The 21,482-nt window shown below is 52.3% G+C and carries 21 protein-coding genes and 1 pseudogene; 14 read left to right on the top strand and 8 right to left on the bottom strand.

What is annotated here, in order from left to right:
* Window positions 1-70: 70 nt before the first annotated feature.
* Window positions 71-469, bottom strand: a complete 399-nt coding sequence (locus ACJY2G_RS02115) for a YgiW/YdeI family stress tolerance OB fold protein (RefSeq protein ID WP_181955542.1) — start codon at window positions 467-469, stop codon at window positions 71-73.
* 203 nt (window positions 470-672) lie between these two features.
* Between ACJY2G_RS02115 and ACJY2G_RS02110 the strand changes: the two genes are divergently transcribed.
* The 10 genes from ACJY2G_RS02110 to ACJY2G_RS02065 all read left to right on the top strand — a co-directional run bounded on the left by ACJY2G_RS02110 (window position 673) and on the right by ACJY2G_RS02065 (window position 10,196).
* The gene (locus tag ACJY2G_RS02110; protein WP_430320350.1) at window positions 673-1,116 is read left to right on the top strand and encodes a DUF2919 domain-containing protein; all 444 of its coding nucleotides are present in this window, start codon (window positions 673-675) and stop codon (window positions 1,114-1,116) included.
* Between the two features lie 144 nt (window positions 1,117-1,260).
* On the top strand, window positions 1,261-1,890 hold the full coding sequence (locus ACJY2G_RS02105; RefSeq protein ID WP_430320351.1) for an RpoE-regulated lipoprotein: 630 nt from the start codon (window positions 1,261-1,263) through the stop codon (window positions 1,888-1,890).
* A gap of 105 nt (window positions 1,891-1,995) precedes the next feature.
* Window positions 1,996-2,895 (top strand): Dyp-type peroxidase, encoded by a 900-nt coding sequence (locus ACJY2G_RS02100; protein ID WP_112290696.1) that lies wholly within the window; start codon window positions 1,996-1,998, stop codon window positions 2,893-2,895.
* Between the two features lie 211 nt (window positions 2,896-3,106).
* On the top strand, window positions 3,107-4,129 hold the full coding sequence (cysP, locus tag ACJY2G_RS02095; RefSeq protein WP_120161606.1) for a thiosulfate ABC transporter substrate-binding protein CysP: 1,023 nt from the start codon (window positions 3,107-3,109) through the stop codon (window positions 4,127-4,129).
* Window positions 4,129-4,959: a sulfate/thiosulfate ABC transporter permease CysT gene (gene cysT / locus ACJY2G_RS02090; RefSeq protein ID WP_112290699.1), complete on the top strand. Its 831-nt coding sequence runs from the start codon at window positions 4,129-4,131 to the stop codon at window positions 4,957-4,959. Before cysP ends, cysT begins: the two co-directional genes overlap by 1 nt.
* Complete coding sequence (cysW, locus tag ACJY2G_RS02085) at window positions 4,959-5,834, top strand: sulfate/thiosulfate ABC transporter permease CysW (protein ID WP_430320353.1); 876 nt, start codon at window positions 4,959-4,961, stop codon at window positions 5,832-5,834. The genes cysT and cysW overlap by 1 nt, the downstream gene beginning before the upstream one ends.
* Window positions 5,824-6,918, top strand: a complete 1,095-nt coding sequence (gene cysA / locus ACJY2G_RS02080; RefSeq protein ID WP_430320354.1) for a sulfate/thiosulfate ABC transporter ATP-binding protein CysA — start codon at window positions 5,824-5,826, stop codon at window positions 6,916-6,918. Before cysW ends, cysA begins: the two co-directional genes overlap by 11 nt.
* A gap of 115 nt (window positions 6,919-7,033) precedes the next feature.
* A complete protein-coding gene (gene cysM / locus ACJY2G_RS02075; RefSeq protein WP_430320355.1) occupies window positions 7,034-7,918 on the top strand; it encodes a cysteine synthase CysM in 885 nt (294 codons plus the stop codon).
* Window positions 7,919-8,176: 258 nt separating this feature from the next.
* A complete protein-coding gene (locus ACJY2G_RS02070) occupies window positions 8,177-8,860 on the top strand; it encodes a response regulator transcription factor (protein ID WP_101076260.1) in 684 nt (227 codons plus the stop codon).
* 4 nt (window positions 8,861-8,864) lie between these two features.
* Window positions 8,865-10,196 (top strand): HAMP domain-containing sensor histidine kinase, encoded by a 1,332-nt coding sequence (locus tag ACJY2G_RS02065; protein ID WP_181955541.1) that lies wholly within the window; start codon window positions 8,865-8,867, stop codon window positions 10,194-10,196.
* 191 nt (window positions 10,197-10,387) lie between these two features.
* Here the strand turns inward: ACJY2G_RS02065 and crr are convergent, their stop codons facing one another.
* The 5 genes and pseudogenes from crr to cysZ all read right to left on the bottom strand — a co-directional run bounded on the left by crr (window position 10,388) and on the right by cysZ (window position 15,344).
* Entirely contained in the window at window positions 10,388-10,897 is a 510-nt protein-coding gene (gene crr, locus ACJY2G_RS02060) for a PTS glucose transporter subunit IIA (RefSeq protein ID WP_112290707.1), read from the bottom strand.
* Window positions 10,876-12,673: pseudogene (gene ptsI / locus ACJY2G_RS02055) on the bottom strand (phosphoenolpyruvate-protein phosphotransferase PtsI). Before ptsI ends, crr begins: the two are co-directional and overlap by 22 nt.
* Window positions 12,674-12,723: 50 nt before the next feature.
* Window positions 12,724-12,981 carry a phosphocarrier protein Hpr gene (gene ptsH, locus ACJY2G_RS02050; RefSeq protein ID WP_013574433.1) on the bottom strand — a complete coding sequence of 86 codons (258 nt, stop codon included), beginning with the start codon at window positions 12,979-12,981 and terminating at the stop codon, window positions 12,724-12,726.
* Between the two features lie 401 nt (window positions 12,982-13,382).
* Window positions 13,383-14,348, bottom strand: coding sequence for a cysteine synthase A (cysK, locus tag ACJY2G_RS02045; protein WP_112290710.1), 966 nt, complete (start codon window positions 14,346-14,348; stop codon window positions 13,383-13,385).
* Between the two features lie 210 nt (window positions 14,349-14,558).
* A complete protein-coding gene (gene cysZ / locus ACJY2G_RS02040) occupies window positions 14,559-15,344 on the bottom strand; it encodes a sulfate transporter CysZ (protein WP_430320356.1) in 786 nt (261 codons plus the stop codon).
* 223 nt (window positions 15,345-15,567) lie between these two features.
* On the opposite strand from cysZ, the gene zipA reads away from it, so the two are divergent.
* The 3 genes from zipA (at window position 15,568) to ACJY2G_RS02025 (ending at window position 18,905) form a co-directional block, all read left to right on the top strand.
* Window positions 15,568-16,566, top strand: a complete 999-nt coding sequence (zipA, locus tag ACJY2G_RS02035; RefSeq protein WP_430320357.1) for a cell division protein ZipA — start codon at window positions 15,568-15,570, stop codon at window positions 16,564-16,566.
* Window positions 16,567-16,637: 71 nt separating this feature from the next.
* On the top strand, window positions 16,638-18,659 hold the full coding sequence (ligA, locus tag ACJY2G_RS02030; protein WP_430320358.1) for an NAD-dependent DNA ligase LigA: 2,022 nt from the start codon (window positions 16,638-16,640) through the stop codon (window positions 18,657-18,659).
* A 3-nt stretch (window positions 18,660-18,662) separates the two neighbouring features.
* Complete coding sequence (locus tag ACJY2G_RS02025) at window positions 18,663-18,905, top strand: DUF3820 family protein (protein ID WP_112290716.1); 243 nt, start codon at window positions 18,663-18,665, stop codon at window positions 18,903-18,905.
* A gap of 79 nt (window positions 18,906-18,984) precedes the next feature.
* Here the strand turns inward: ACJY2G_RS02025 and ACJY2G_RS02020 are convergent, their stop codons facing one another.
* The gene (locus tag ACJY2G_RS02020) at window positions 18,985-19,974 is read right to left on the bottom strand and encodes a bile acid:sodium symporter family protein (protein WP_113876022.1); all 990 of its coding nucleotides are present in this window, start codon (window positions 19,972-19,974) and stop codon (window positions 18,985-18,987) included.
* 97 nt (window positions 19,975-20,071) lie between these two features.
* On the opposite strand from ACJY2G_RS02020, the gene ACJY2G_RS02015 reads away from it, so the two are divergent.
* Window positions 20,072-20,998 carry a LysR family transcriptional regulator gene (locus tag ACJY2G_RS02015; protein WP_120161617.1) on the top strand — a complete coding sequence of 309 codons (927 nt, stop codon included), beginning with the start codon at window positions 20,072-20,074 and terminating at the stop codon, window positions 20,996-20,998.
* A gap of 47 nt (window positions 20,999-21,045) precedes the next feature.
* On the opposite strand, the gene ACJY2G_RS02010 is transcribed toward ACJY2G_RS02015, so the two are convergent.
* A complete protein-coding gene (locus ACJY2G_RS02010) occupies window positions 21,046-21,387 on the bottom strand; it encodes a FlxA-like family protein (protein WP_112290722.1) in 342 nt (113 codons plus the stop codon).
* Between the last annotated feature and the right edge of the window lie 95 nt (window positions 21,388-21,482).

The raw sequence follows: 21,482 nt of genomic DNA, 5'->3' as shown, positions 1-21,482 counted from the left end.
TACCCGTTGTTCTTCATTGAATAAAAAAGCCCCGGCAAATCACATCTGCCGGGGCTTTTTACATCATGAATTACTTGATGATTTTAACGCTCTTCACGTCAACTTCCACAGAGTTCCAGTCTTTATCGACTTTACCTTCGATGCGGATTTTATCTTTCGGCGATACGTTCTGTCCCTGCCAGCGCTTGCCGTCAATTTCTACATTGAGGGTGCCGGTGTTATCGCGGAAAATGTATTTATCGTGGTCGATACGCTGATCGATAAAACCTTCCAGCATGATCCATTGATCGTCTTTCATGGTTTGCGCGTCTTTCACGGTGCTCAGCGCCGTGGTACCGGTAAAACCGCCCTGTGCTGCAGGCTGTGTTTGCGTTTCCTGTGCTGACGGACCGTTAAAGCCGCCGGTTTGCTGGGCAAACGCCGTCGCTGAACAAAGTGCAATGAGGGTTGCCAGAGTGATCTTCTTCATCATAATAGGTCTTCCTTAATTTAACGTTTCCGGAGTAACGACAACTATGACATCGTTTCGGATGTCTTGCCGTGCTGGAGACCATTAAAGCAGACTGTTCTTAACAGTTTCTTAAGCGCATACCCGGCATACTTCAAATTATTTTGGATGTGTCCTTGAGGATTGTTAACTTTCACCTTATTTGCAGGAACGTTGTTCTTTTTATGAACCCGGATGATTATAACGACCACGGTATGTTGCGATTGCCGCTGTGGTTCTGGACGATTTTAATTTTGCAGGCACGAACCTGGTTGTTGTTTGTGATGGCGGGTGCTTCCCGCCAGCAGGGAAGTGATTTGCTGACGCTGTTTTACCCCGATCAGCAAAGTTTCTGGTCCGGGATGTTGCTGGGGGTGCCGCCCGCGCTGGTGTTTTTGCTCAGTGGTCGTCGCCATGTCTGGCCGCGTATCTGGCAGGCCGGGTACTGGTTACTTCTTGCCGGGATGTTTGTCACTTTTGCGTTGCAGGCTCTTGGATTATGGCAAAGTACTGACATGATTTCTGGTGTGGATATCGTGCTGGCATTACTGGATGCGGCAGCACTGGCGTATTGGTTATTGAGTCGCCGTTTGCGCGCCTGTTTTGATGCCTCACACCGTCTGGCCTGAAGCATATTCCCCTTTGGGCTGAACTTTTTTGCCAGAAATGCACTCGAACTGGCGCTTAACAATAATTGTTAAAATATTAATTCACTGTCGGTTTGTCCGCCAGGCCGCGCCGGCCAACGGGAACGGGCAGAAAAGGAGTATGGAATGACTGTTCGCTTGCGGGTTCGCCCCCTGTTGCTGGTGCTGCCACTGATGCTGACTGGCTGTTCGTCGATGTCTAACATGTCGTGGCCAAGTGTTTCCTGGTCGAGCATGAATCCGCTCAACTGGTTTGGCAGCAGCCTGACGGTCAGCGATAAAGGAGTAGGCGGGATAACAAGCAGCACGGCGCTGACAGAAACGGCCATTAAAGATGCGCTGGACGGCGATTATACCTTGCGCAGTGGCATGTCGATGAGCGGCGGAAAAATGCTGAGCTTCTTCCAGGCGATGGACGGCAAGGACGTGAAAATGTCGATCAGCGGCGAGCCGAAAGGCAACGTTCAGCGTGTTGACGTGGTGGATCCTAAAGTAGAAAGCGAATGGGGCGTTAAAATCGGCACGTCATTCAGCAGCCTTTACAGCAAAGCCTTCGATGTGTGTGTAAAAGGCGAGGGAGATGATGCGCAGAACGTCGAGTGTAAAGCGCCGCAAAGTTCTCACGTCACCTATGTCTTCAGCGGGGTCTGGCATGGCCCGGAATCGCTGATGCCTTCGGATGACGCGCTGAAAGACTGGAAGGTAAGCAAAATTATCTGGCGGGCTAATCCGGCTCAGGCTTCCACAGCTCAGTAAAACCTGTTTCTCAGCTTATTAACTCCTCAATGCCTTGCCTTCGCGCAAGGCATTTTTATTGACATCCGGTATGATGTTGCCGGTCAAATTAACGAGGATGAGAAGATGACTCAGGTTCAGAGCGGCATTTTGCCCGAACATTGCCGTTTCGCGATTTACATCGAAGCGAAAGCTCAGGGTGACCTGGATGCGCTCCGGCAGGGCTGCCGTGCATTTGTGGCTGTACTGGAAGACATGCAGAAAAAATTTCCCACCGAACATCTTGGTGCGGTCGTGGCCTTTGGCAACGATGTGTGGCGTGATTTATCCGGCAATCAGGGTGCGGATGAACTGAAATCTTTCCAACCGCTGGGCAAAGGTCTGGCACCTGCTACGCAGCGCGATATGCTGTTGCATATACAGTCCCTTCGTCATGACGTTAACTTTGCGCTGGCACAGGCGGCACTGAAAGCGTTCGGCAGTTCCATTGTCGTTGAAGAAGAAACCCACGGGTTCCGTGCGATCGAAGAACGTGATCTGAGCGGTTTTGTTGACGGCACTGAAAATCCGAAAGCAGAAGCCCGCGCACAGGTGGCGATTATTCCTGAAGGCAGCGTCGATGCTGGCGGCAGCTACGTGATGGTTCAGCGCTGGAAACATAATCTGGTGCAATGGGAGCGCTTCTCCGTGCAGCAGCAGGAAGATGTCATCGGGCGTACCAAAGACACCGATGAAGAGCTGGATTCAGAAACTCGCCCGGATACTTCCCACGTCAGTCGTGTTGATCTGAAAGAAGACGGCAAAGGCCTGAAAATTCTGCGCCAGAGCCTGCCTTATGGCACAGCAAGCGGCGAACACGGTTTGTATTTCATCAGCTATTGCGCCCGTCTGTGGAACATCGAAAAACAACTGCTGAGCATGTTTGGCGATCTCGATGGTAAACGTGATGCGATGCTGCGTTTCACCCGTCCGGTGACCGGCAGCTATTATTTCGCCCCATCACTGACACGTCTTTTAGCGCTTTAAGTTCCTTCAGCGCGTTCCTTCACGGACGCGCTGCCTCTTCCCCTTCTGTTATTCCCCCTGCGTTTGTTAATGCCTTATAGCTTTTCATGCTTGAAAATCACCAAATGGTATATAAAACCGTTACAGCCTGACCCTCAGTTATAAATACACTGTGTGATATTGAGCGGCATTTATCAGCGTCGCATATCGGTTCACTCACCTAAGGCTAAGCATGAAAACACTCGGATTTACAGGCAGCGTGCTGAAAGGTTCCGTTGCGGCACTGCTGCTGGCCAGCGGCGCGGCTTCGGCGACTGAATTGCTCAACAGTTCTTATGATGTGTCCCGTGAACTTTTTGCTGCACTGAACCCGCCATTCCAGAAACAGTGGGCTGATCAAAACGACGGCGACAAACTTGATATTAAACAATCCCATGCCGGTTCTTCCAAGCAGGCACTGGCGATTTTGCAGGGTCTGAAAGCGGATGTCGTCACTTACAATCAGGTGACCGATGTGCAGATTTTGCATGACCGCGGCAATCTGATCCCTGCCGACTGGCAAAGTCGTTTGCCTAACAACAGTTCGCCGTTTTATTCCACCATGGCGTTTCTGGTCCGCAAGGGTAATCCAAAGAACATTCACAGCTGGGACGATTTAGCGCGTCCGGGCGTGAGCCTGGTGTTTCCGAATCCCAAAACCTCCGGCAATGGCCGATATACCTATCTGGGTGCCTGGGGAGCGTTCAATCTGGAAGACAATAAAAACCAGACGAAAACCCGCGAGAAAATGGCGAGTTTCCTGAAAAACGTTCAGGTGTTTGATACCGGCGGCCGTGGCGCGACAACCACATTTGTGGAACGCGGACTGGGTGATGTGCTGATCAGTTTCGAATCTGAAGTGAACAATATCCGTAAGCAGTACGGTGACGATAAATACGAAGTGATTGTGCCGAAAGTGGACATTCTGGCTGAGTTCCCGGTGGCCTGGGTGGACAAAAACGTCGAGAAAAATGGCACAGAAAAAGCCGCAAAAGATTACCTGAATTATTTGTGGAGCCCGCAGGCGCAGAAAATTATCACCAGTTTTAACTACCGTGTGTATGACAAAACGGCGATGGCAGCGGCTAAGGGGCAGTTCCCGGATACCAAATTGTTCAAAGTTGAAGATCAGTTCGGTGGCTGGCCACAAGTGATGGAAACCCATTTCAGTACCGGCGGTGAGCTGGACAAACTGTTAGAGCAAGGTCACAAGTAATGTTGTTGTCGAGCAAACGCGTATTACCCGGATTCACCCTGAGCCTCGGCAGCAGCCTGCTGTTCGTCTGCCTGGTGTTATTGCTGCCGCTGAGTGCGCTGGTGATGCAGTTGTCACAAATGACGCTGGCGCAATACTGGGATGTGATCACCAACGGTCAGGTTGTAGCTGCTTATAAAGTGACGCTGCTGGCGGCGGGTGTGGCGAGTATTTTTAACTGTTTCTTCGGCATGTTGATGGCGTGGATCCTGACCCGTTACGAATTCCCCGGTAAAAGCCTGGTGGACGGGCTGATGGATTTGCCGTTTGCCTTGCCGACCGCCGTGGCCGGTTTAACGCTGGCAGGCCTGTTTTCTACCACCGGGTTTTACGGTCAGTGGCTGGCGCACTTTGATATCAAAGTGGCGTACACCTGGCTTGGTATTGCGGTGGCGATGGCCTTTACCAGCATTCCGTTTGTGGTTCGTACCGTGCAGCCGGTGCTGGAAGAATTAGGTCCGGAATATGAAGAAGCCGCTGAAACGCTGGGCGCTTCGCGCTGGCAGAGTTTCCGTCGCGTGGTATTGCCGGAAGTCATGCCTTCTTTGATGGCGGGCACGGCGCTGTCCTTTACCCGCAGCCTGGGCGAATTCGGTGCGGTGATTTTCATTGCCGGTAACATTGCGTGGAAAACTGAAGTGACCTCGCTGATGATTTTCATCCGCTTGCAGGAATTTGATTATCCGGCAGCCAGCGCGATTGCATCGGTTATTCTCGCCGCCTCGCTGCTGTTGCTGTTTGCGATTAACACTTTACAGAGCCGTTATGGCCGTCGTCTGGGAGGCCAGTAATGTCTGATATTCCGGCTTTTGCAGGCGAAAAACACCAGCGTATCGACTGGGTAAAATGGTCGCTGATCGGCACCGGTTTACTGATTTGTATTTTGCTGCTGGTGATCCCGATGATCAGCATTTTCGTGCTGGCCTTTTCCGACGGGATTGCTGCTGTTTGGAAGAACCTGTCTGATTCTGACATGTTGCATTCCATCTGGCTGACCGTGCTGATGGCGCTGATCACCGTGCCGGTGAACCTGATTTTCGGCACGCTGCTGGCCTGGCTGGTGGCGCGCTTTAATTTCCCGGGGCGTCAGCTGTTACTGACGCTGATCGACATCCCGTTCGCGGTTTCGCCGGTGGTTGCCGGTCTGTTGTATCTGCTGTTTTACGGCACCAACGGCCCGATTGGCGGCTGGCTGGATGCGCATAATATTCAGTTTATGTTCGCCTGGCCGGGCATGGTGATGGTAACGGTATTCGTTACTTGTCCGTTTGTTATCCGTGAGCTGGTGCCGGTGATGTTGAGTCAGGGCAGCCATGAAGATGAAGCGGCGGTCTTACTGGGCGCGTCAGGCTGGCAGATGTTCCGCCGCGTGACCTTGCCGAATATCCGCTGGGCATTACTGTACGGCGTGGTGCTGACCAATGCCCGTGCGATCGGGGAGTTTGGTGCGGTGTCTGTCGTTTCTGGTTCTATCCGCGGCGAAACTTACACGCTGCCATTACAAGTTGAATTACTGCATCAGGACTACAACACCGCAGGCGCGTTTACTGCCGCTGCATTGCTGACCCTGATGGCGATTGTCACACTGTTTCTGAAAAGCGGCCTGCAATGGCGTCTGAAACGCCATAACGACCGTCTTGAGCGGGAGGAAAGTCATGAGCATTGAAATTAACGGTATCAACAAATATTTTGGCCGCACGAAAGTGCTCAATGATATCTCGCTCGATATTGCTTCCGGAGAGATGGTGGCGCTGCTCGGGCCTTCAGGTTCCGGTAAAACCACGCTGCTGCGCATTATCGCCGGGCTGGAAAACCAGAGCGCCGGACATCTGAGTTTTCACGGTAAAGACGTGACGCGTCTCCACGCCCGTGACCGTCAGGTCGGTTTCGTGTTTCAGCATTACGCGCTGTTCCGCCATATGACGGTATTCGACAACATCGCCTTTGGCCTGACGGTGCTGCCGCGCCGCGAGCGTCCGAACGCCGAAGCGATTAAACAGAAAGTCACTAAACTGCTGGAGATGGTGCAGTTAGCCCATCTGGCCAACCGTTATCCGGCACAGCTTTCTGGTGGTCAGAAACAGCGTGTAGCACTGGCCCGTGCGCTGGCGGTCGAACCCCAAATTTTGCTGCTGGATGAGCCTTTCGGTGCGCTGGATGCGCAGGTACGTAAAGAGCTGCGCCGCTGGCTGCGTCAGTTACATGAAGAGCTGAAATTCACCAGCGTGTTCGTGACCCACGATCAGGAAGAAGCGATGGAAGTCGCCGACCGCGTGGTCGTCATGAGCCAGGGTAATATCGAACAGGTGGGCGCGCCGGAAGAAATCTGGCGTGAGCCGGCGACCCGCTTCGTGCTGGAGTTTATGGGTGAAGTGAATAAAATCGGCGGTGAAATTCGCGGTTCTCAGTTGTATGTCGGCGCGCATCACTGGCCGCTGGAGAACCCGCCGCTACATCAGGGCGCGGTCGATTTGTTCCTGCGTCCATGGGAAATGGAAATTACCGCGCACATTACTGCGCGCTGCCCGTTGCCGGTAAAAGTGCTGGAGGTCAGCCCGCGTGGTCATTTCTGGCAGCTTATCGTGCAGGCGGAAGGCTGGCACGATGAACCGCTTTCCGTGGTGCTTTCTGAAGCTCACGGTAATAGCGCACCTCAGCGCGGCGATCGGTTTTATGTCGGCGGGCTGAATGGCCGCTTGTATGCCGGTGATCAACAGCTACAACCCGTTGCGTTAGCGAAGAGCGCCTGATATTTTTTAATCAGCATGTTTCTCAGGGCGGTCTCCGAGCCGCCCTTTTTATCGTCTGATATCTGTTTATGTGTTTTTTATCAGTCAATATACCTTTTTAATATAAGGCAAGCCCGTGAGTACGCTTGAACACTACATCGGTAATACACCTCTGGTGAAATTACAGCGTCTGACCGAGGGACTCGACAGCGAGATCTGGGTCAAACTGGAAGGCAATAATCCCGCGGGCTCAGTAAAAGACCGTGCAGCGCTGTTCATGATTGAGCAGGCGGAAAAGCGCGGTGAAATTCATCCCGGTGACACGCTGATCGAAGCCACCAGTGGTAATACCGGTATTGCGCTGGCGATGATTGCGGCACTGAAAGGTTATAAGCTGAAATTGCTGATGCCGGAAAATATGAGCCTCGAGCGTCAGGCATCAATGCGCGCTTACGGCGCTGAATTATTGCTGGTCAGCCGCGCGCAGGGGATGGAAGGTGCGAGGGACCTGGCGCAGGAAATGGAACAACAGGGGCAGGGGAAAGTGCTGGATCAGTTCAATAATCCGGACAACCCGCTCGCGCACTTTACGACTACCGGCCCGGAAATCTGGCAGCAGACGCAAGGGCGTATTACGCATTTTGTGTCGAGTATGGGGACAACCGGCACCATCACGGGTGTCAGTCGCTTTCTGCGCAGTCAGCACGCGGGGGTGCAAATTGTCGGATTGCAACCTTCTGAAGGCAGCAGCATTCCGGGTATACGCCGCTGGCCGCAGGAATATCTGCCGGGTATTTTCAGCCCTGAACTGGTCGATGAAGTGATGGATATGGGGCAGGGCGAAGCGGAAGACACCATGCGGGCTCTTGCGCGGGAAGAAGGTATCTTCTGTGGAGTGAGTTCCGGCGGCGCTGTTGCGGGCGCATTGCGTGTCGCCAGAAGCCATCCCGGCAGTGTGATTGTGGCAATTGTCTGCGATCGCGGTGACCGTTACCTTTCGACTGGTGTATTTTCTGATTAAGAACTCGCAGCGATAAACGCGGTCACATGATAAAGGCAGGCCTTTGCGCCTGCCTTTTGCTTTCTGAATGACGCTAACAGATTGATTTTAATCTTCTATAATAGGAATAGTGTTAAACACGACAACTTTGTTCCTTACACTGCGCTTTAAGCGATATGAAATTCTGTCAGAGACTGTGTAAAAAAAGAGTAAAAGCGGCTGCGTAATGCAGGGTTAGTGGTAAAAATGACCAAAATTTTAGCCAGGCGGAAATAAAGAATGAAAATTTTATTAGTCGATGACGATCTCGAATTAGGAACCATGCTCAGCGAATATCTGATTGCAGAAGGTTTTGACGCTTCTCTGGTACTGACCGGCAAAGCGGGCGTGGAAGGGGCGATGTCCGGCGAATACACCGCGATGATCCTCGACATTATGCTGCCGGATATGAGTGGTATTGATGTACTGCGCCAGGTGCGTAAAAACAGTCGTCTGCCGATCATCATGCTGACCGCTAAGGGCGACAATATCGATCGCGTTATCGGCCTGGAAATGGGTGCCGATGATTACATGCCAAAACCTTGCTACCCGCGCGAACTGGTTGCGCGTCTGCGTGCAGTATTGCGCCGTGTGGAAGAGCAGCAGGAATCGCACTCTGATTCTTCATCCGTTAACTACGGTGACCTGACGCTGAATCCGGCTACCCGCAGCAGCGAATGGCGTGGGGTTCCTTTTGACCTGACGGCGTCTGAATTCAATCTGCTGGAGCTGTTACTGCGGTCTCCTGAACGTGTGGTATCAAAAGATGAGTTGTCAGAAAAAGGCCTCGGGCGTCCGCGTGAAGCTTATGATCGCAGTATTGATGTTCACATCAGTAATATCCGCCAAAAACTGGGGTCACTGGAAGGTGGCGATATCCTGACTATTGAAACGGTGCGCAGCATTGGCTATCGCATACGCTAAACGAATGCGCGGAAAACTGTTCTGGAAAATCCTGCTGGGATTCTGGTTCACTTTTGTGGCGATCACTCAGGGACTTTGGGTGGTTTTTGCTTTTTATAATCCGCACGAACCGCCGGAAAGCGGCATTGCACGACGCTTTGTAAAACTGCAAATTACGTCAGCGGTGTCAACGCTGCACAACGGCGGTATGCCTGCACTTAATGCGATGATGGCCGACTGGCCGGATGATGACAGGCAGTTTTTCTCCGTAACACCTTCGTTGCTGCCCGCCAAAGGCAATACGATTAAGGATCTGGAACCCGGTAAAATCCCGCATGAAGTCGTGCAGTTTGTGCAGGGGCCTGACGGGCAGGGCTACCGGCTGAAATATGATGTAGACGGGCTGATGCATGAATATCGCCCGAGACGTCACAGGGACTGGCTGAATATGCCTCCGCCATTGTTATGGCTGGGCGGACTGGGCGGATTACTGTTCAGCGCGATGCTGGCGTGGAACCTGACCCGACCTATGCTGCAAATGCGTAAAGCCTTCGGACGGGTGGCGCAGGGCGATTTATCGGTACGCCTGTTTACCAGCATGGGCAAGCGGCATGATGAGCTGTCAGAAGTGGCACGCGATTTCGACTCGATGGCTGAACGTTTGCAGGTTCTGGTGAAGGCGCGTGAAGAACTTCTGCATGATGTTTCTCACGAGCTGCGTTCTCCATTGGCGCGGTTGCAGCTGGCCATCGGCCTGGCGCGACAGAATCCTTCAAATGTTGAAAGCTCGCTGAGTCGCATTGAACATGAAGCGGGACGTCTGGATAAGATGATCGGGGAACTGCTGGCGCTGTCGCGAACTGAAAGCAGTGAAATCCCGGATGAAGAGTACTTCGATCTGTACGGCCTGGTGGAAGCGGTGGTGAACGACGCGCGCTATGAGGCGCAGTTACCGGGCGTGGAGATTGCGCTCTTTCCCGAATCAGCGGATGACCTGGATTACACCGTGAAAGGCAATGCTGAGCTGATGCGACGCGCTGTCGATAACGTGGTACGCAATGCACTGCGTTTTTCTGCGCGCGGGCAAACAATCACAGTTTCACTGGCACAAGTTGAAGAGTATCTGCAAATTGAAGTGGCCGATCAGGGGCCGGGTGTGGAAGAAGATAAGTTGTCGAGTATCTTCGACCCGTTCGTGCGAGTGAAATCGCCGCTGTCAGGCAAAGGCTATGGTCTGGGGCTGGCCATCACCCGCAAAGTGATGTTAGCGCATGAAGGTAAAGTGGATGCCCGTAACGCGCAGCCACATGGCTTAATCATCAGCCTTCAAGTTCCGCACTGGAAATCCGCTTCATAATCCGAGCCGCAGATGCGCTGGCTACTCTCAGCCACCCGAATCACTTACTTTTGTAAGCTCATCGGGATGGCTTCGTTTGCTGCCTTTCTGCGACTCGAATTATTTTGTGGATAGCTGTTTTTACAGGCAATAAAAAACGGCGCTGATTAGGCGCCGTTTTTAACTTCTTGCTTTACAACTCGCTGAGCGAATTACTTCTTGATGCGGATGATTGGGGTTTCGCCCACAGTCACGCTACCTGTCAGTTTAATCAGCTCTTTGATCTCGTCCATGTTAGAGATAACAACCGGAGTCAGGGTAGACTTCGCTTTCTCTTCCAGCAGAGGCAGATCAAACTCGATAACCAAATCGCCTTTCTTAACACGTTGGCCTTCTTCAGCGATGCGTTTGAAGCCTTCGCCTTTCAGTTCAACGGTGTCGATACCGAAGTGTACGAACAGCTCAATGCCACTGTCGGATTCGATTGAGAAAGCATGGTTAGTTTCGAAGATTTTACCGATAGTGCCATCAACCGGAGCAACCATTTTGTTGCCAGATGGTTTGATAGCAATACCGTCACCTACGATTTTCTCAGCGAAAACAACGTCAGGCACGTCTTCAATGTTGACAATCTCACCAGAGATCGGCGCTACGATTTCAATAGTGCCAACGTCTTTTTTATCATCAGAAACCAATGATTTCAGTTTATCGAACAAACCCATGATCTTCTCCTAAGCATTAATTTGGGCAGCTTTACCAGCATCGCGCAATTAGCAGAGTGTTTTTTCTTCAATGAACTTGTTTACCAGGTTCATCAACTCTTGCGCCGTAGGTTGGGCCAGGGCCTGATCTGCCAGCGCTTTCACATCTTCGAAGTTTGTATTGCGAATAATTTTCTTGATGCGTGGGATAGAGATAGCGCTCATGCTGAACTCATCTAACCCCATGCCCAATAGAAGAAGTGTAGCACGTTCGTCACCGGCTAGCTCGCCGCACATCCCTGTCCATTTACCGGCAGCATGAGATGCGTCAATAACTTGCTTAATTAAACCAAGTACTGACGGAGACATTGGGTTGTACAGATGAGAAATCAGTTCGTTACCGCGATCCACAGCCAAAGTATACTGGGTAAGATCGTTTGTACCAATACTGAAGAAATCGACTTCTTTTGCCAGGTGATGAGCAATCACTGCAGCAGCCGGGGTTTCAACCATCACGCCTACTTCGATAGTTTCATCGAATGCCTGGCCTTTTTCACGCAGCTGAGCTTTCAGCATTTCCAGTTCTGCTTTCAGTTCACGCACTTCTTCAACAGAAATGATCATCGGGAACATAATGCGCAGTTTACCGAACGCAGAAGCACGCAGAATACCTTTCAGCTGGTCGTGAAGAATTTCTTTACGGTCCAGACAGATACGGATTGCACGCCAGCCCAGGAACGGGTTTTCTTCTTTTGGCAGGTTCATGTACGGCAGGTCTTTATCACCGCCGATGTCCATGGTACGGACGATAACTGCCTGTGAGCCCATCGCTTCAGCAACGGCTTTATACGCCTGGAATTGCTCTTCTTCGGTAGGCAGGCTGTCACGGTCCATGAACAGGAATTCTGTACGATACAGGCCGACACCTTCAGCGCCATTGCGCTCTGCACCGGCGACGTCGCGCACGGTACCGATGTTGGCACAAACTTCAACCTGATGACCATCCAGCGTGATAGCCGGCAAATCTTTCAGTTTAGTCAGTTCGTCTTTTTCTGAGATGTACTGGTTCTGAACGGCTTTCAGCTCGTCAATAACGTCTGCTGTCGGGTTGACATAGATTTTATTGTTCACAGCGTCGAGGATCAGGTAGTCATCATTTTTGACTTGTTTGGTCACGTCGCTGGTACCCACGATTGCAGGTAATTCCAGGGAACGCGCCATGATTGAGGTGTGAGAAGTACGGCCACCCAAATCAGTAATGAAACCCAGAACCTTGTTCAGGTTCAGCTGAGCCGTTTCTGACGGCGTCAGATCGGTCGCAACCAGGATAACTTCGTCCTGGATGGAGCTCAGATCAACGATGGTCATGTCGAGAATGTTGCGCAGAAGACGTTTACCGATATCACGCACGTCAGCCGCACGTTCTTTCAGGTATTCATCATCAAGCTCTTCCAGGGCTTTCGCCTGACCTTCAATGACAGAGAAAGCAGCAGCGTCAGCAGAAGCATGCTCGTCTTTGATAAGGGCTATGATTTCCTGTTCAAGCTCTTCGTCTTCCAACAACATGATGTGGCCTTCGAAGATGGCTTCTTTCTCTTCACCGAAGGTCTCACCGGCTTTGGTCTTGATCACTTCCAGCTGAGCTGAGGCTTTCGCACGGCCAGCGAGGAAACGTTCAACTTCCTGATCAACCTGATCAGGAGAGATTTTTTTCCGGTTGATGACAATTTCATCTTCTTTCAACAGAAGTGCTTTGCCGAAAGCGATACCGGGAGATACTAAAATGCCTGAAATCATAACCCTACCTTTCTCTTGACTGGTTTAAACGATATAAGAGCGGCTGAGTGTTACTCGAGCTCTGCCATCAGTTTTACCAAGTGTTCAACGGCTTTCTGCTCGTCTTCACCTTCAGCTGAGAGGGTCACAACGGTACCTTGGGTCAGGCCCAGAGTTTGCAGTTTAAACAGGCTTTTCGCACTGGCGCTTTTGCCATTTGAAGTCACGGTGATGTCAGAAGCGAAACCTTTAGCTTCTTTCACGAACTGTGCAGCAGGGCGAGTGTGCAGACCATTAGGAGCGGTAATTGTAACTTCTTGCTGGAACATTGTTGTTTCCCCAACTTATTAAAGTAATGTTGTGGAGCTAAAGTTTAGCTTATGCGCTGCACTTTAGCCTGTAGAGATTAGCGCCTGACTATGGTTCAGGGGCAGGTTCAGATGCAACAGAAAAGAGAAAATAACGCACTCAGCGATAAAACTCTTTGCCCTAGATCTAGGCTTTTCTGTTATTTCTCCATTATGCCGTGATTTTCCCTCTTGTAACAAATCGGTAAATCGATTCAGCGGGCGGGTTCATGGAGGCGATTAATTTCGCGCATCGAAATAATTGACCGGTTAAATACTAAACCTGGCGGGTAAAATCAATGACAGAGTGGTGTAAACTTTGATGTAGCCCACAAAAAAGCACCCCGAAAGGTGCTTTTTTATCCGCTTTTAGGGATGTGGCATTATTGTTGCAATTCTTTTTCAGTAAACAAATCTGCAAACAATGCGGTACTCAGATAGCGTTCGCCGGAAGATGGCAGGATAACCACGATGGTTTTATCCGCAAACTCAGGTTCTTTGGATAATTTTACCGCAGCTTCAACTGCAGCACCGGAAGAAATCCCCGCCAGAATGCCTTCTTCTTCCATCAGACGACGTGCCATCTGAATGGATTCATCGTTAGTGATCAGCGTGACGCGATCCAGCAGTTCCAGATCCAGGTTGCCCGGAATGAAACCAGCACCGATGCCCTGAATTTTGTGCGGGCCCGGTTTCACTTCTTCGCCATTCAGCGTCTGAGTAATCACCGGCGAATCCGTTGGCTCAACGGCCACCAGCTTCACGCTGCTTTTTTTGCTTTTCAGATAACGACCCGTACCGGTGATGGTACCGCCCGTACCCACGCCTGCAATCAGCACATCGACTGCGCCATCGGTGTCTTCCCAGATTTCCGGACCGGTGGTTTGCTCATGGATAGCCGGGTTGGCCGGGTTGCTGAACTGCTGAAGGATAAGATAACGGGAAGGATCGCTGGCCTGAATTTCTTCGGCTTTTGCAATTGCGCCTTTCATACCTTTCGCGCCTTCGGTCAGCACCAGATTGGCGCCGAGGGCTTTCAGCAGTTTACGACGCTCAACGCTCATGGTTTCCGGCATGGTCAGCGTCAGTTTATAACCGCGCGCGGCAGCGACGTAGGCCAGTGCAATACCTGTGTTTCCGCTGGTCGGTTCAACCAGTTCGATATCTTTGGTCAGGATGCCTTTCTTTTCAGCGTCCCAGATCATGTTCGCACCGATACGGCATTTCACGCTGAAGCTCGGGTTACGTGACTCGACCTTAGCCAGAATACGACCATTACCGATACGGTTCAGGCGAACCAGTGGCGTATGGCCGATTGTTAATGAATTGTCTTCATAGATCTTGCTCATAACCCGTCCTTTAACTGTATGAAATATTCACGGTGTGAAGCTTTCAACACTATGAAATTAGTGGGAATCGAGAAAGCATACGCGAACCGCTTTCCCAGTGAAGTAAGGTTTTGGTATTTGGTATATCGATACGTTATTAAGAAATAAGTTTGAGGACGAAAAGTCAAGCATAGCAGGCAGCCGCCCGCAGGCGGCTGTGAAGAAAAAACGTTATGCGCGGGTGGAATTCACGTCAACATTGTTTTTAACGTAAACATGCCGATAGCGGTCGCACCACATAGCGGTAGCACCGCACACCGCGACAGGCAGGATCACCAGATTGAGCACCGGGATCATCGTAAACAGGCTGACCAGCGAACCAAACTGCATATTGTCGATTTTGTTGCTGCCGAGCGAGCGGTGCATATCCGCAAAACTCACTTTGTGATTATCGAACGGATAATCGCAATACTGGATAACCACCATCCAGGCGCTGAAGAAAAACCACAGCACCGGCGCGGCGGTCTGGCCAATCACCGGAATAAAGTAGAGCGCAAATAAGACGATGGCTCGCGGCAGGTAATAGGCCAGTTTCTGCCATTCGCGTTTCATGATGCGCGGCAGGTCTTTCATGATGCCCCAGATACCGGTATCCGGCAGCGGTTTACCGGTCAGTCGCGATTCGAGTTGTTCGGCGAGCAATCCGCTAAACGGTGCGGCGATCCAGTTGGCAATAGTGCTGAAGAAATAGCTGAACACCAGCACCACGGAAAGTACCGCTACCGGCCAGATGAGATAATCCAGCCAGCTCAGCCAGGCCGGCACCTTACTCATCATGGCGGGGATCCATTCTCCCAGTTTGGTGAACAGCCACCAAAACGCGCCGCCCATCAGCAATACGTTGACCGCCAGCGGTAAAATCACAAAACGTCGTATCCCTGGTAAGGAAATGAGCATCCAGCCCTGTTTGAAATAATGCACGCCGTTTTCTTGTCTGGCGCTTTGCGATGAAGTCATAAACGAAATTTTCTCTCTGAGTTGAATGACATGGGCTATCATATCGGTATGATTTTCCACTGGCTACCAGTGGATTGGCTGAAAAAACAGCAAAAAAAGGTGCAACTGCCCTATTTATTAGCAGAAAGTAGAGTCCAGACTTGCACTTATCTACGTGGGCAAATAGAGTTAATATTGTGAATGTTTGCCGTGGTGGCAATGTATTAGAACAACAGAGATAGCAATGATGCAGGATTTGCGTCTGATATTAATCGTTGTTGGCGCGATCGCCATAATAGCGTTGTTGTTACACGGTTTGTGGACCAGCCGTAAAGAACGCTCTTCGCTGTTTCGCGATCGTCCAGCTAAACGTGTGAAAAAAGAACGGGAACAATCTCCGCCTGACGATTTCGTCGATGGAGTGGGGGAAGTGCGCGTGCGTCCTGCTTATCCTCAGGATGAACCGACTTTTGGTCAGTATGATGAACCAGAACAGACTGCACCGCCACGTCAGCCGCAGGGTCAACCTGTGCAGCCAGCGCCAGCACCTGTTGCTCGTCCCCAGCCACCGGCTCAGCCACAGCATCATGCTGTGCAGGATGATCCGTTGCTGAGTGGTTATTCAGCCGCTGAACCCGCAGTTGCACCGCGACGCGAACCTGTTGCTGATTTTGCACCGCAGGAATATGCGCCTGAACCTAAAGCGCAAGCACCGGTTCCGCCGCAGGAAATTCATGCGGACGCGGCACCGGCTGCCAAAGCTGAACCTCAGCCTGCGCCTTTTGCTCCGGCAGAAGAAGCCCCGGCAGAGAAAGCTAAACTGAAAGAAACGGTGCTGGTGCTGCACGTTGCAGCGCATCAGGGCGGCGTTATCGGGGGTGAAGTCCTGTTAAACAGCGTGCTTCAGTCCGGCTTCCAGTTTGGCGCAATGAATATTTTCCATCGTCACGTTAGCCCGGCGGGCAGCGGTCCGGTGTTGTTCAGTCTGGCAAATATGGTCAAACCGGGTTCTTTTGACCCTGACAATATGTCCGACTTCTCTACACCAGGTGTGACGTTGTTCATGATGGTGCCTTGCTATGGCGACGCGCATCAGAACTTCAAACTGCTGTTGCAGTCTGCCCAGCGTATTGCCGATGATGTCGGTGCGATGGTGCTTGACGATGAGCGTCGTATGATTACGCCGCAGAAGCTGGAAACGTACAAAGCGCGGATCCGCGAGGTCCTCGAAGCGACCGCCTGATTCTGGCGTTCGTGAAATACCCTTTCCCCAAACCCCCGCTTGCCGGGGGTTTTTTATCTCCACGGTGAGTCATGGCCACTATCGAAGAACAAATCAATCACTTACGCACTCAGCTGCGCCATCATGAATATCAGTATCATGTTCTGGACGCACCGGAAGTGCCTGATGCCGAATATGACCGTCTTATGCGTGAATTGCGGGAACTGGAAACCGCGCATCCAACGCTGATCACTGCGGATTCTCCCACGCAGCGCGTGGGCGCCGCGCCGCTTTCTGCTTTCGAACAGGTAAAACATCAGGTGCCGATGTTGTCGCTGGACAACGTATTTGATGAAGAAAGCTATCTGGCGTTTTACAAGCGTGTGCAGGACCGGCTGAAAACTACTGAACCGCTGACGTTCTGCTGTGAGCTGAAACTCGATGGTCTGGCGGTAAGCCTGCTGTATGAGAATGGCGAACTGGTGCAGGCGGCCACGCGTGGCGACGGCACGACCGGTGAGAACATCACCGCTAACGTGCGTACCATTCGCGCCATTCCTCTGCGTCTGCATGGCGACAATATTCCTGCACGTCTCGAAGTGCGTGGCGAAGTGTTTATGCCGCAACCGGGCTTTGAGGCGATGAATGACGAAGCGCGCCGCAGCGGGGGCAAAGTGTTTGCCAACCCGCGTAATGCCGCTGCCGGTTCATTGCGACAGCTGGATCCGCGTATTACCGCCAAACGTCCGCTGACCTTCTTCTGTTACGGCGTGGGACTGCTGGAAGGCGGTGAACTGCCTCGCAGCCACTATGAACGTCTGCAACAATTTAAGGCCTGGGGTTTGCCGGTCAGCGATCGCGTACGCGTTTGTACAGGCAGCGACGACGTGCTGGCGTTCTATCGTCAGGTCGAAGCCGACCGTCCGTCACTGGGCTTTGATATCGACGGCGTGGTAGTGAAAATTGACTCGCTGGATATTCAGGAAACGCTGGGCTTTGTGGCGCGTGCGCCGCGCTGGGCAACAGCCTTCAAATTCCCGGCGCAGGAACAAATTACGCTGGTGAAAGACGTCGAGTTTCAGGTAGGGCGCACCGGTGCGATCACGCCGGTGGCACGTCTGGAGCCGGTTCTGGTGGCGGGCGTGATGGTCAGCAATGCCACGCTGCATAACGCCGATGAAATCGAGCGTCTTGGCCTGCGCATCGGCGATACCGTGATAGTGCGCCGTGCCGGTGATGTTATCCCGCAGGTAGTCGGCGTGGTGCTGGATGAACGTCCGGAAAATGCCCGCGAAGTGGTATTCCCGACGCAGTGCCCGGTCTGTCATTCTGATGTTGAACGTGTCGAAGGCGAAGCCGTGGCGCGTTGCACCGCTGGCCTGATATGCGGCGCACAGCGCAAAGAAGCGCTGAAGCATTTTGTCTCCCGCCGCGCGCTGGACGTTGACGGCATGGGCGATAAAATCATCGACCAGCTGGTTGAGAAAGAATATGTCAAAACGCCGGCTGACCTGTTCCGTCTGACGGCAGGCAAGCTCACTGGTCTGGATCGCATGGGGCCGAAATCGGCGCAAAACGTGGTGAATGCGCTGGAGAAAGCCAAAGAAACCACGCTGGCACGATTCCTCTACGCTCTGGGTATTCGTGAAGTGGGCGAGGCCACGGCGGCCAATCTGGCCGCGCATTACGGTTCAGTGGAAGCGCTGAGAGCGGCGGATATCGAATCACTGAAAACCGTCCAGGACGTTGGTGAAGTGGTCGCCAAACACGTGGTGAATTTCCTGTCGGAAGAACATAACCAGCAGGTGATTGACGAGCTGTTAAGCCCAGAAATCAACATTCACTGGCCTGACGTGCAGGTCATTGTACCGGAAGAAATCGACAGTCCGTTTGCCGGTAAAACCGTGGTATTAACCGGATCACTGTCGATCCTTTCCCGCGATGAAGCCAAAGATCGTCTGACTGCGCTGGGCGCGAAAGTATCCGGCAGCGTGTCGAAGAAAACCGATCTGGTGATTGCCGGTGAAGCCGCGGGTTCCAAACTGGCGAAAGCGCAGGAACTGGGGATCGACGTGATCGACGAAGCGGAGATGATCCGCCTGCTGGGTGAATAAAAGATGGAAAAAGAAGATCTGATCCAGATTGCCAATGTGGTGATGCCGTTCGGTAAATATGCCGGACGGGTGCTGATCGACTTGCCGGAAGAATATTTGCTGTGGTTCGCCCGTAAAGACGAATTTCCGCAGGGAAAACTGGGTGAACTGATGCAGCTGACGCTGGCGATTAAAACGGAAGGGCTGCAAAGCCTGATCAATCCGCTGCGCCGTAATGGCCCCGGATTGAGCGGTACCGACGAATAAGCGCTGTTCAGAACGAGTCACTTCTCTAAAACAAAGGCGCTGAACTCAGCGCCTTTTTTCTGCCTGCTATCCAGCCAGCTTATTCAGTCACAGGCTTTTGTTTCAGCGCCGCTTCCCGCTGTTTTTTCTGGTAACGCTTCGCCAGAACCGCACAGGTCATCAGCTGCACCTGATGGAAAATCATCAGCGGCAGCACCATCATGCCAATCGCGCTGACCGGGAACAGAATGTTCGCCATCGGGATACCGTTCGCCAGGCTTTTCTTCGAACCGCAGAACACAATGGTGATTTCGTCCGGTTTGCTAAAGCCCATCCAGCGCGCCATGTAGGTGTTGATCACCAGAATAAAGGCCAGCAGCACCAGACTGAACACCACGATAAACAGTAGCGAACCGAGGCCTACCTGATGCCAGATCCCCTGTGTGACCGCTTCGCTGAAAGCGGAGTAGACTACCAGCAGAATCGATGTCTGGTCAGTCTTACCGATCATTTTACGGTGACGTTCTACAAAGCCGCCAATCACCGGACGCAACAAATGTCCGGCGATAAACGGCACCAGCAGTTGCAACACGATATGCCCGACCTGCGCCAGACCATTGCCGGTTTCGCCCTGCACATGCATCAGCAAACTGACCAGCAGCGGCGACACAAATATTCCCAGCAGACTGGATGCGGAAGCGCTGCACACCGCGGCAGCCACATTACCGCCCGCCAGTGAGGTAAACGCAATCGCCGACTGCACGGTGGCAGGCAGAATACACAGATAGACAAAGCCGCTGTAAATCTGCGGGCTGACATCTACCGGATGCCACCACTGGAATAGCAGGCCAAGGATCGGGAACAGAATGAAGGTGCTGAACATTACCCACAAATGCAGCCGCCAGTTGTTACTGCCCTGAAAAATCGCTTCACGCGAAAGTTTGGCGCCGTGCATGAAAAACAGCAGGCCGATGGCGAAAATCGTCAGGTTATTGAAGAACGCCACAAACATGCCGCTGGCCGGAAAGAAGGTGGCCAGCAGGACGACGGCGATAAGTGTCAGGGTAAAGCGATCGGGTAAGAAGCGCATAACAAGTCTCGAATAGTTGTTTCTGAATGCGGCTATTCTGTGCCTTTGCGATACAATTAAAAAATTGATTTATTTAATCCATTAATGCAGAAAATTCATGAATTATTCTCTCCGACAGCTTCGCGTATTTGTGGCGGTTTCACGCTACGGCAGCTTCAGCCGGGCTGGTGAGTCCATTGGTTTAAGTCAGTCGGCGGTCAGCCATAGCATGAAGGAACTGGAAGCTGAAATGGGCGTGCGGTTGCTGGACAGAACCACGCGTGAAGTCGCGCTGACTGACGCCGGTCTGCGGCTGGCGAACCGTGTCGAACCGCTGCTCGATGAACTCCACGCTATGCTCCTCGATACCCGCAGTTTCGGTACACAGCACAATGGTCGCGTGCGTATCGCTTCCAGCCAGACGATTTCCGCGCAACTGATGCCGCAATGTATCGCCAGCGGTGCGCTGCAATATCCTGATATCCGCGTGTTACTGCGCGACCAGGCTCAGCAACTGGTGCTTAACAGTGTGAGAAACGCGGAAGTAGATTTCGGGATTGTGATTGATCCCGGTGAGAATACTGATCTGGATTGCGAACCGATTTTGCATGAACCGTTTTTGATGATGTGCCGCGAAGATCATGCTCTGGCTGCGCTGCCGGTGGTTAAATGGCAGGCGCTGAATGGTCAGAAACTGGTGCTGCAGGATTACGCCTCAGGCAGCCGGATCCTGATCGACGGCGCACTGAAGACGCAGAAAGTGAAGGCGGAGATTGTCCAGGAAATAGGGCATCCGGCTACGTTATTCCCGATGGTGGAAGCCGGGATTGGCATCAGCGTTATCCCGGCGCTGGCGTTGCCCGGACCGGAAGGGAGCAAGCTGGTGGTTAAAAGTCTGGTGCCGGAAATCAACCGCGTACTGATGCTGGTGAAACGTAAAAACCGGTCTTTATCGCCCGCGGCGCAGGCTATCTGGCAGGTAGTCAAAGAGCAGGCGGTATTGCTGAGTGAAAAACGCAGCCAGCAGGGCGTGTTTGGATCCTGACGTCTTGCCGGCTGTTTCATGCATTAACTGCGATGACACGTATGTTATTAGACGTAAATATCGATGGCGTTGGTGTCCGAAGGTTTATTCACACCCTCTTCTTTTTTCGCTTCGGCCGCGGCTTGCTGTTGTTGCTGCTGCTGAAGTGCCTTCTGAGCCTGCTGCTGTTCGATTTGAGCAATCTGTTGTTGCAGCATCTCGATTTGCTGTTGCAGAAGTTCCTGCTGCTGCTGAACGTCTTCAGAGCTGCCGCCTGAGCTGCTCAGGTTTTTCACCTGCTCAGTCAGTTTGGCAATCTGTTTAGTCAGCTGAGCAATCTGGCTGGCACTGCCGGAGTCACTGGTGGACGCCGTGCTCACCGAACTGCTGGTGGCGCTGATAGTCGTCATAAAAGCCTCACTTTGTGGGAATCAAATTTTTTGCACGTACCGGTGCTTAACTGGTATCGGCATCGCACTGTGAGGCTTTACCTGCTTTTCATATT

The organism is Rahnella sp. ATs2, from assembly GCF_051851855.1.
Classification (GTDB): Bacteria; Pseudomonadota; Gammaproteobacteria; order Enterobacterales; family Enterobacteriaceae; genus Rahnella; species Rahnella variigena.
This window is presented reverse-complemented; position numbering and strand designations above follow the sequence as displayed.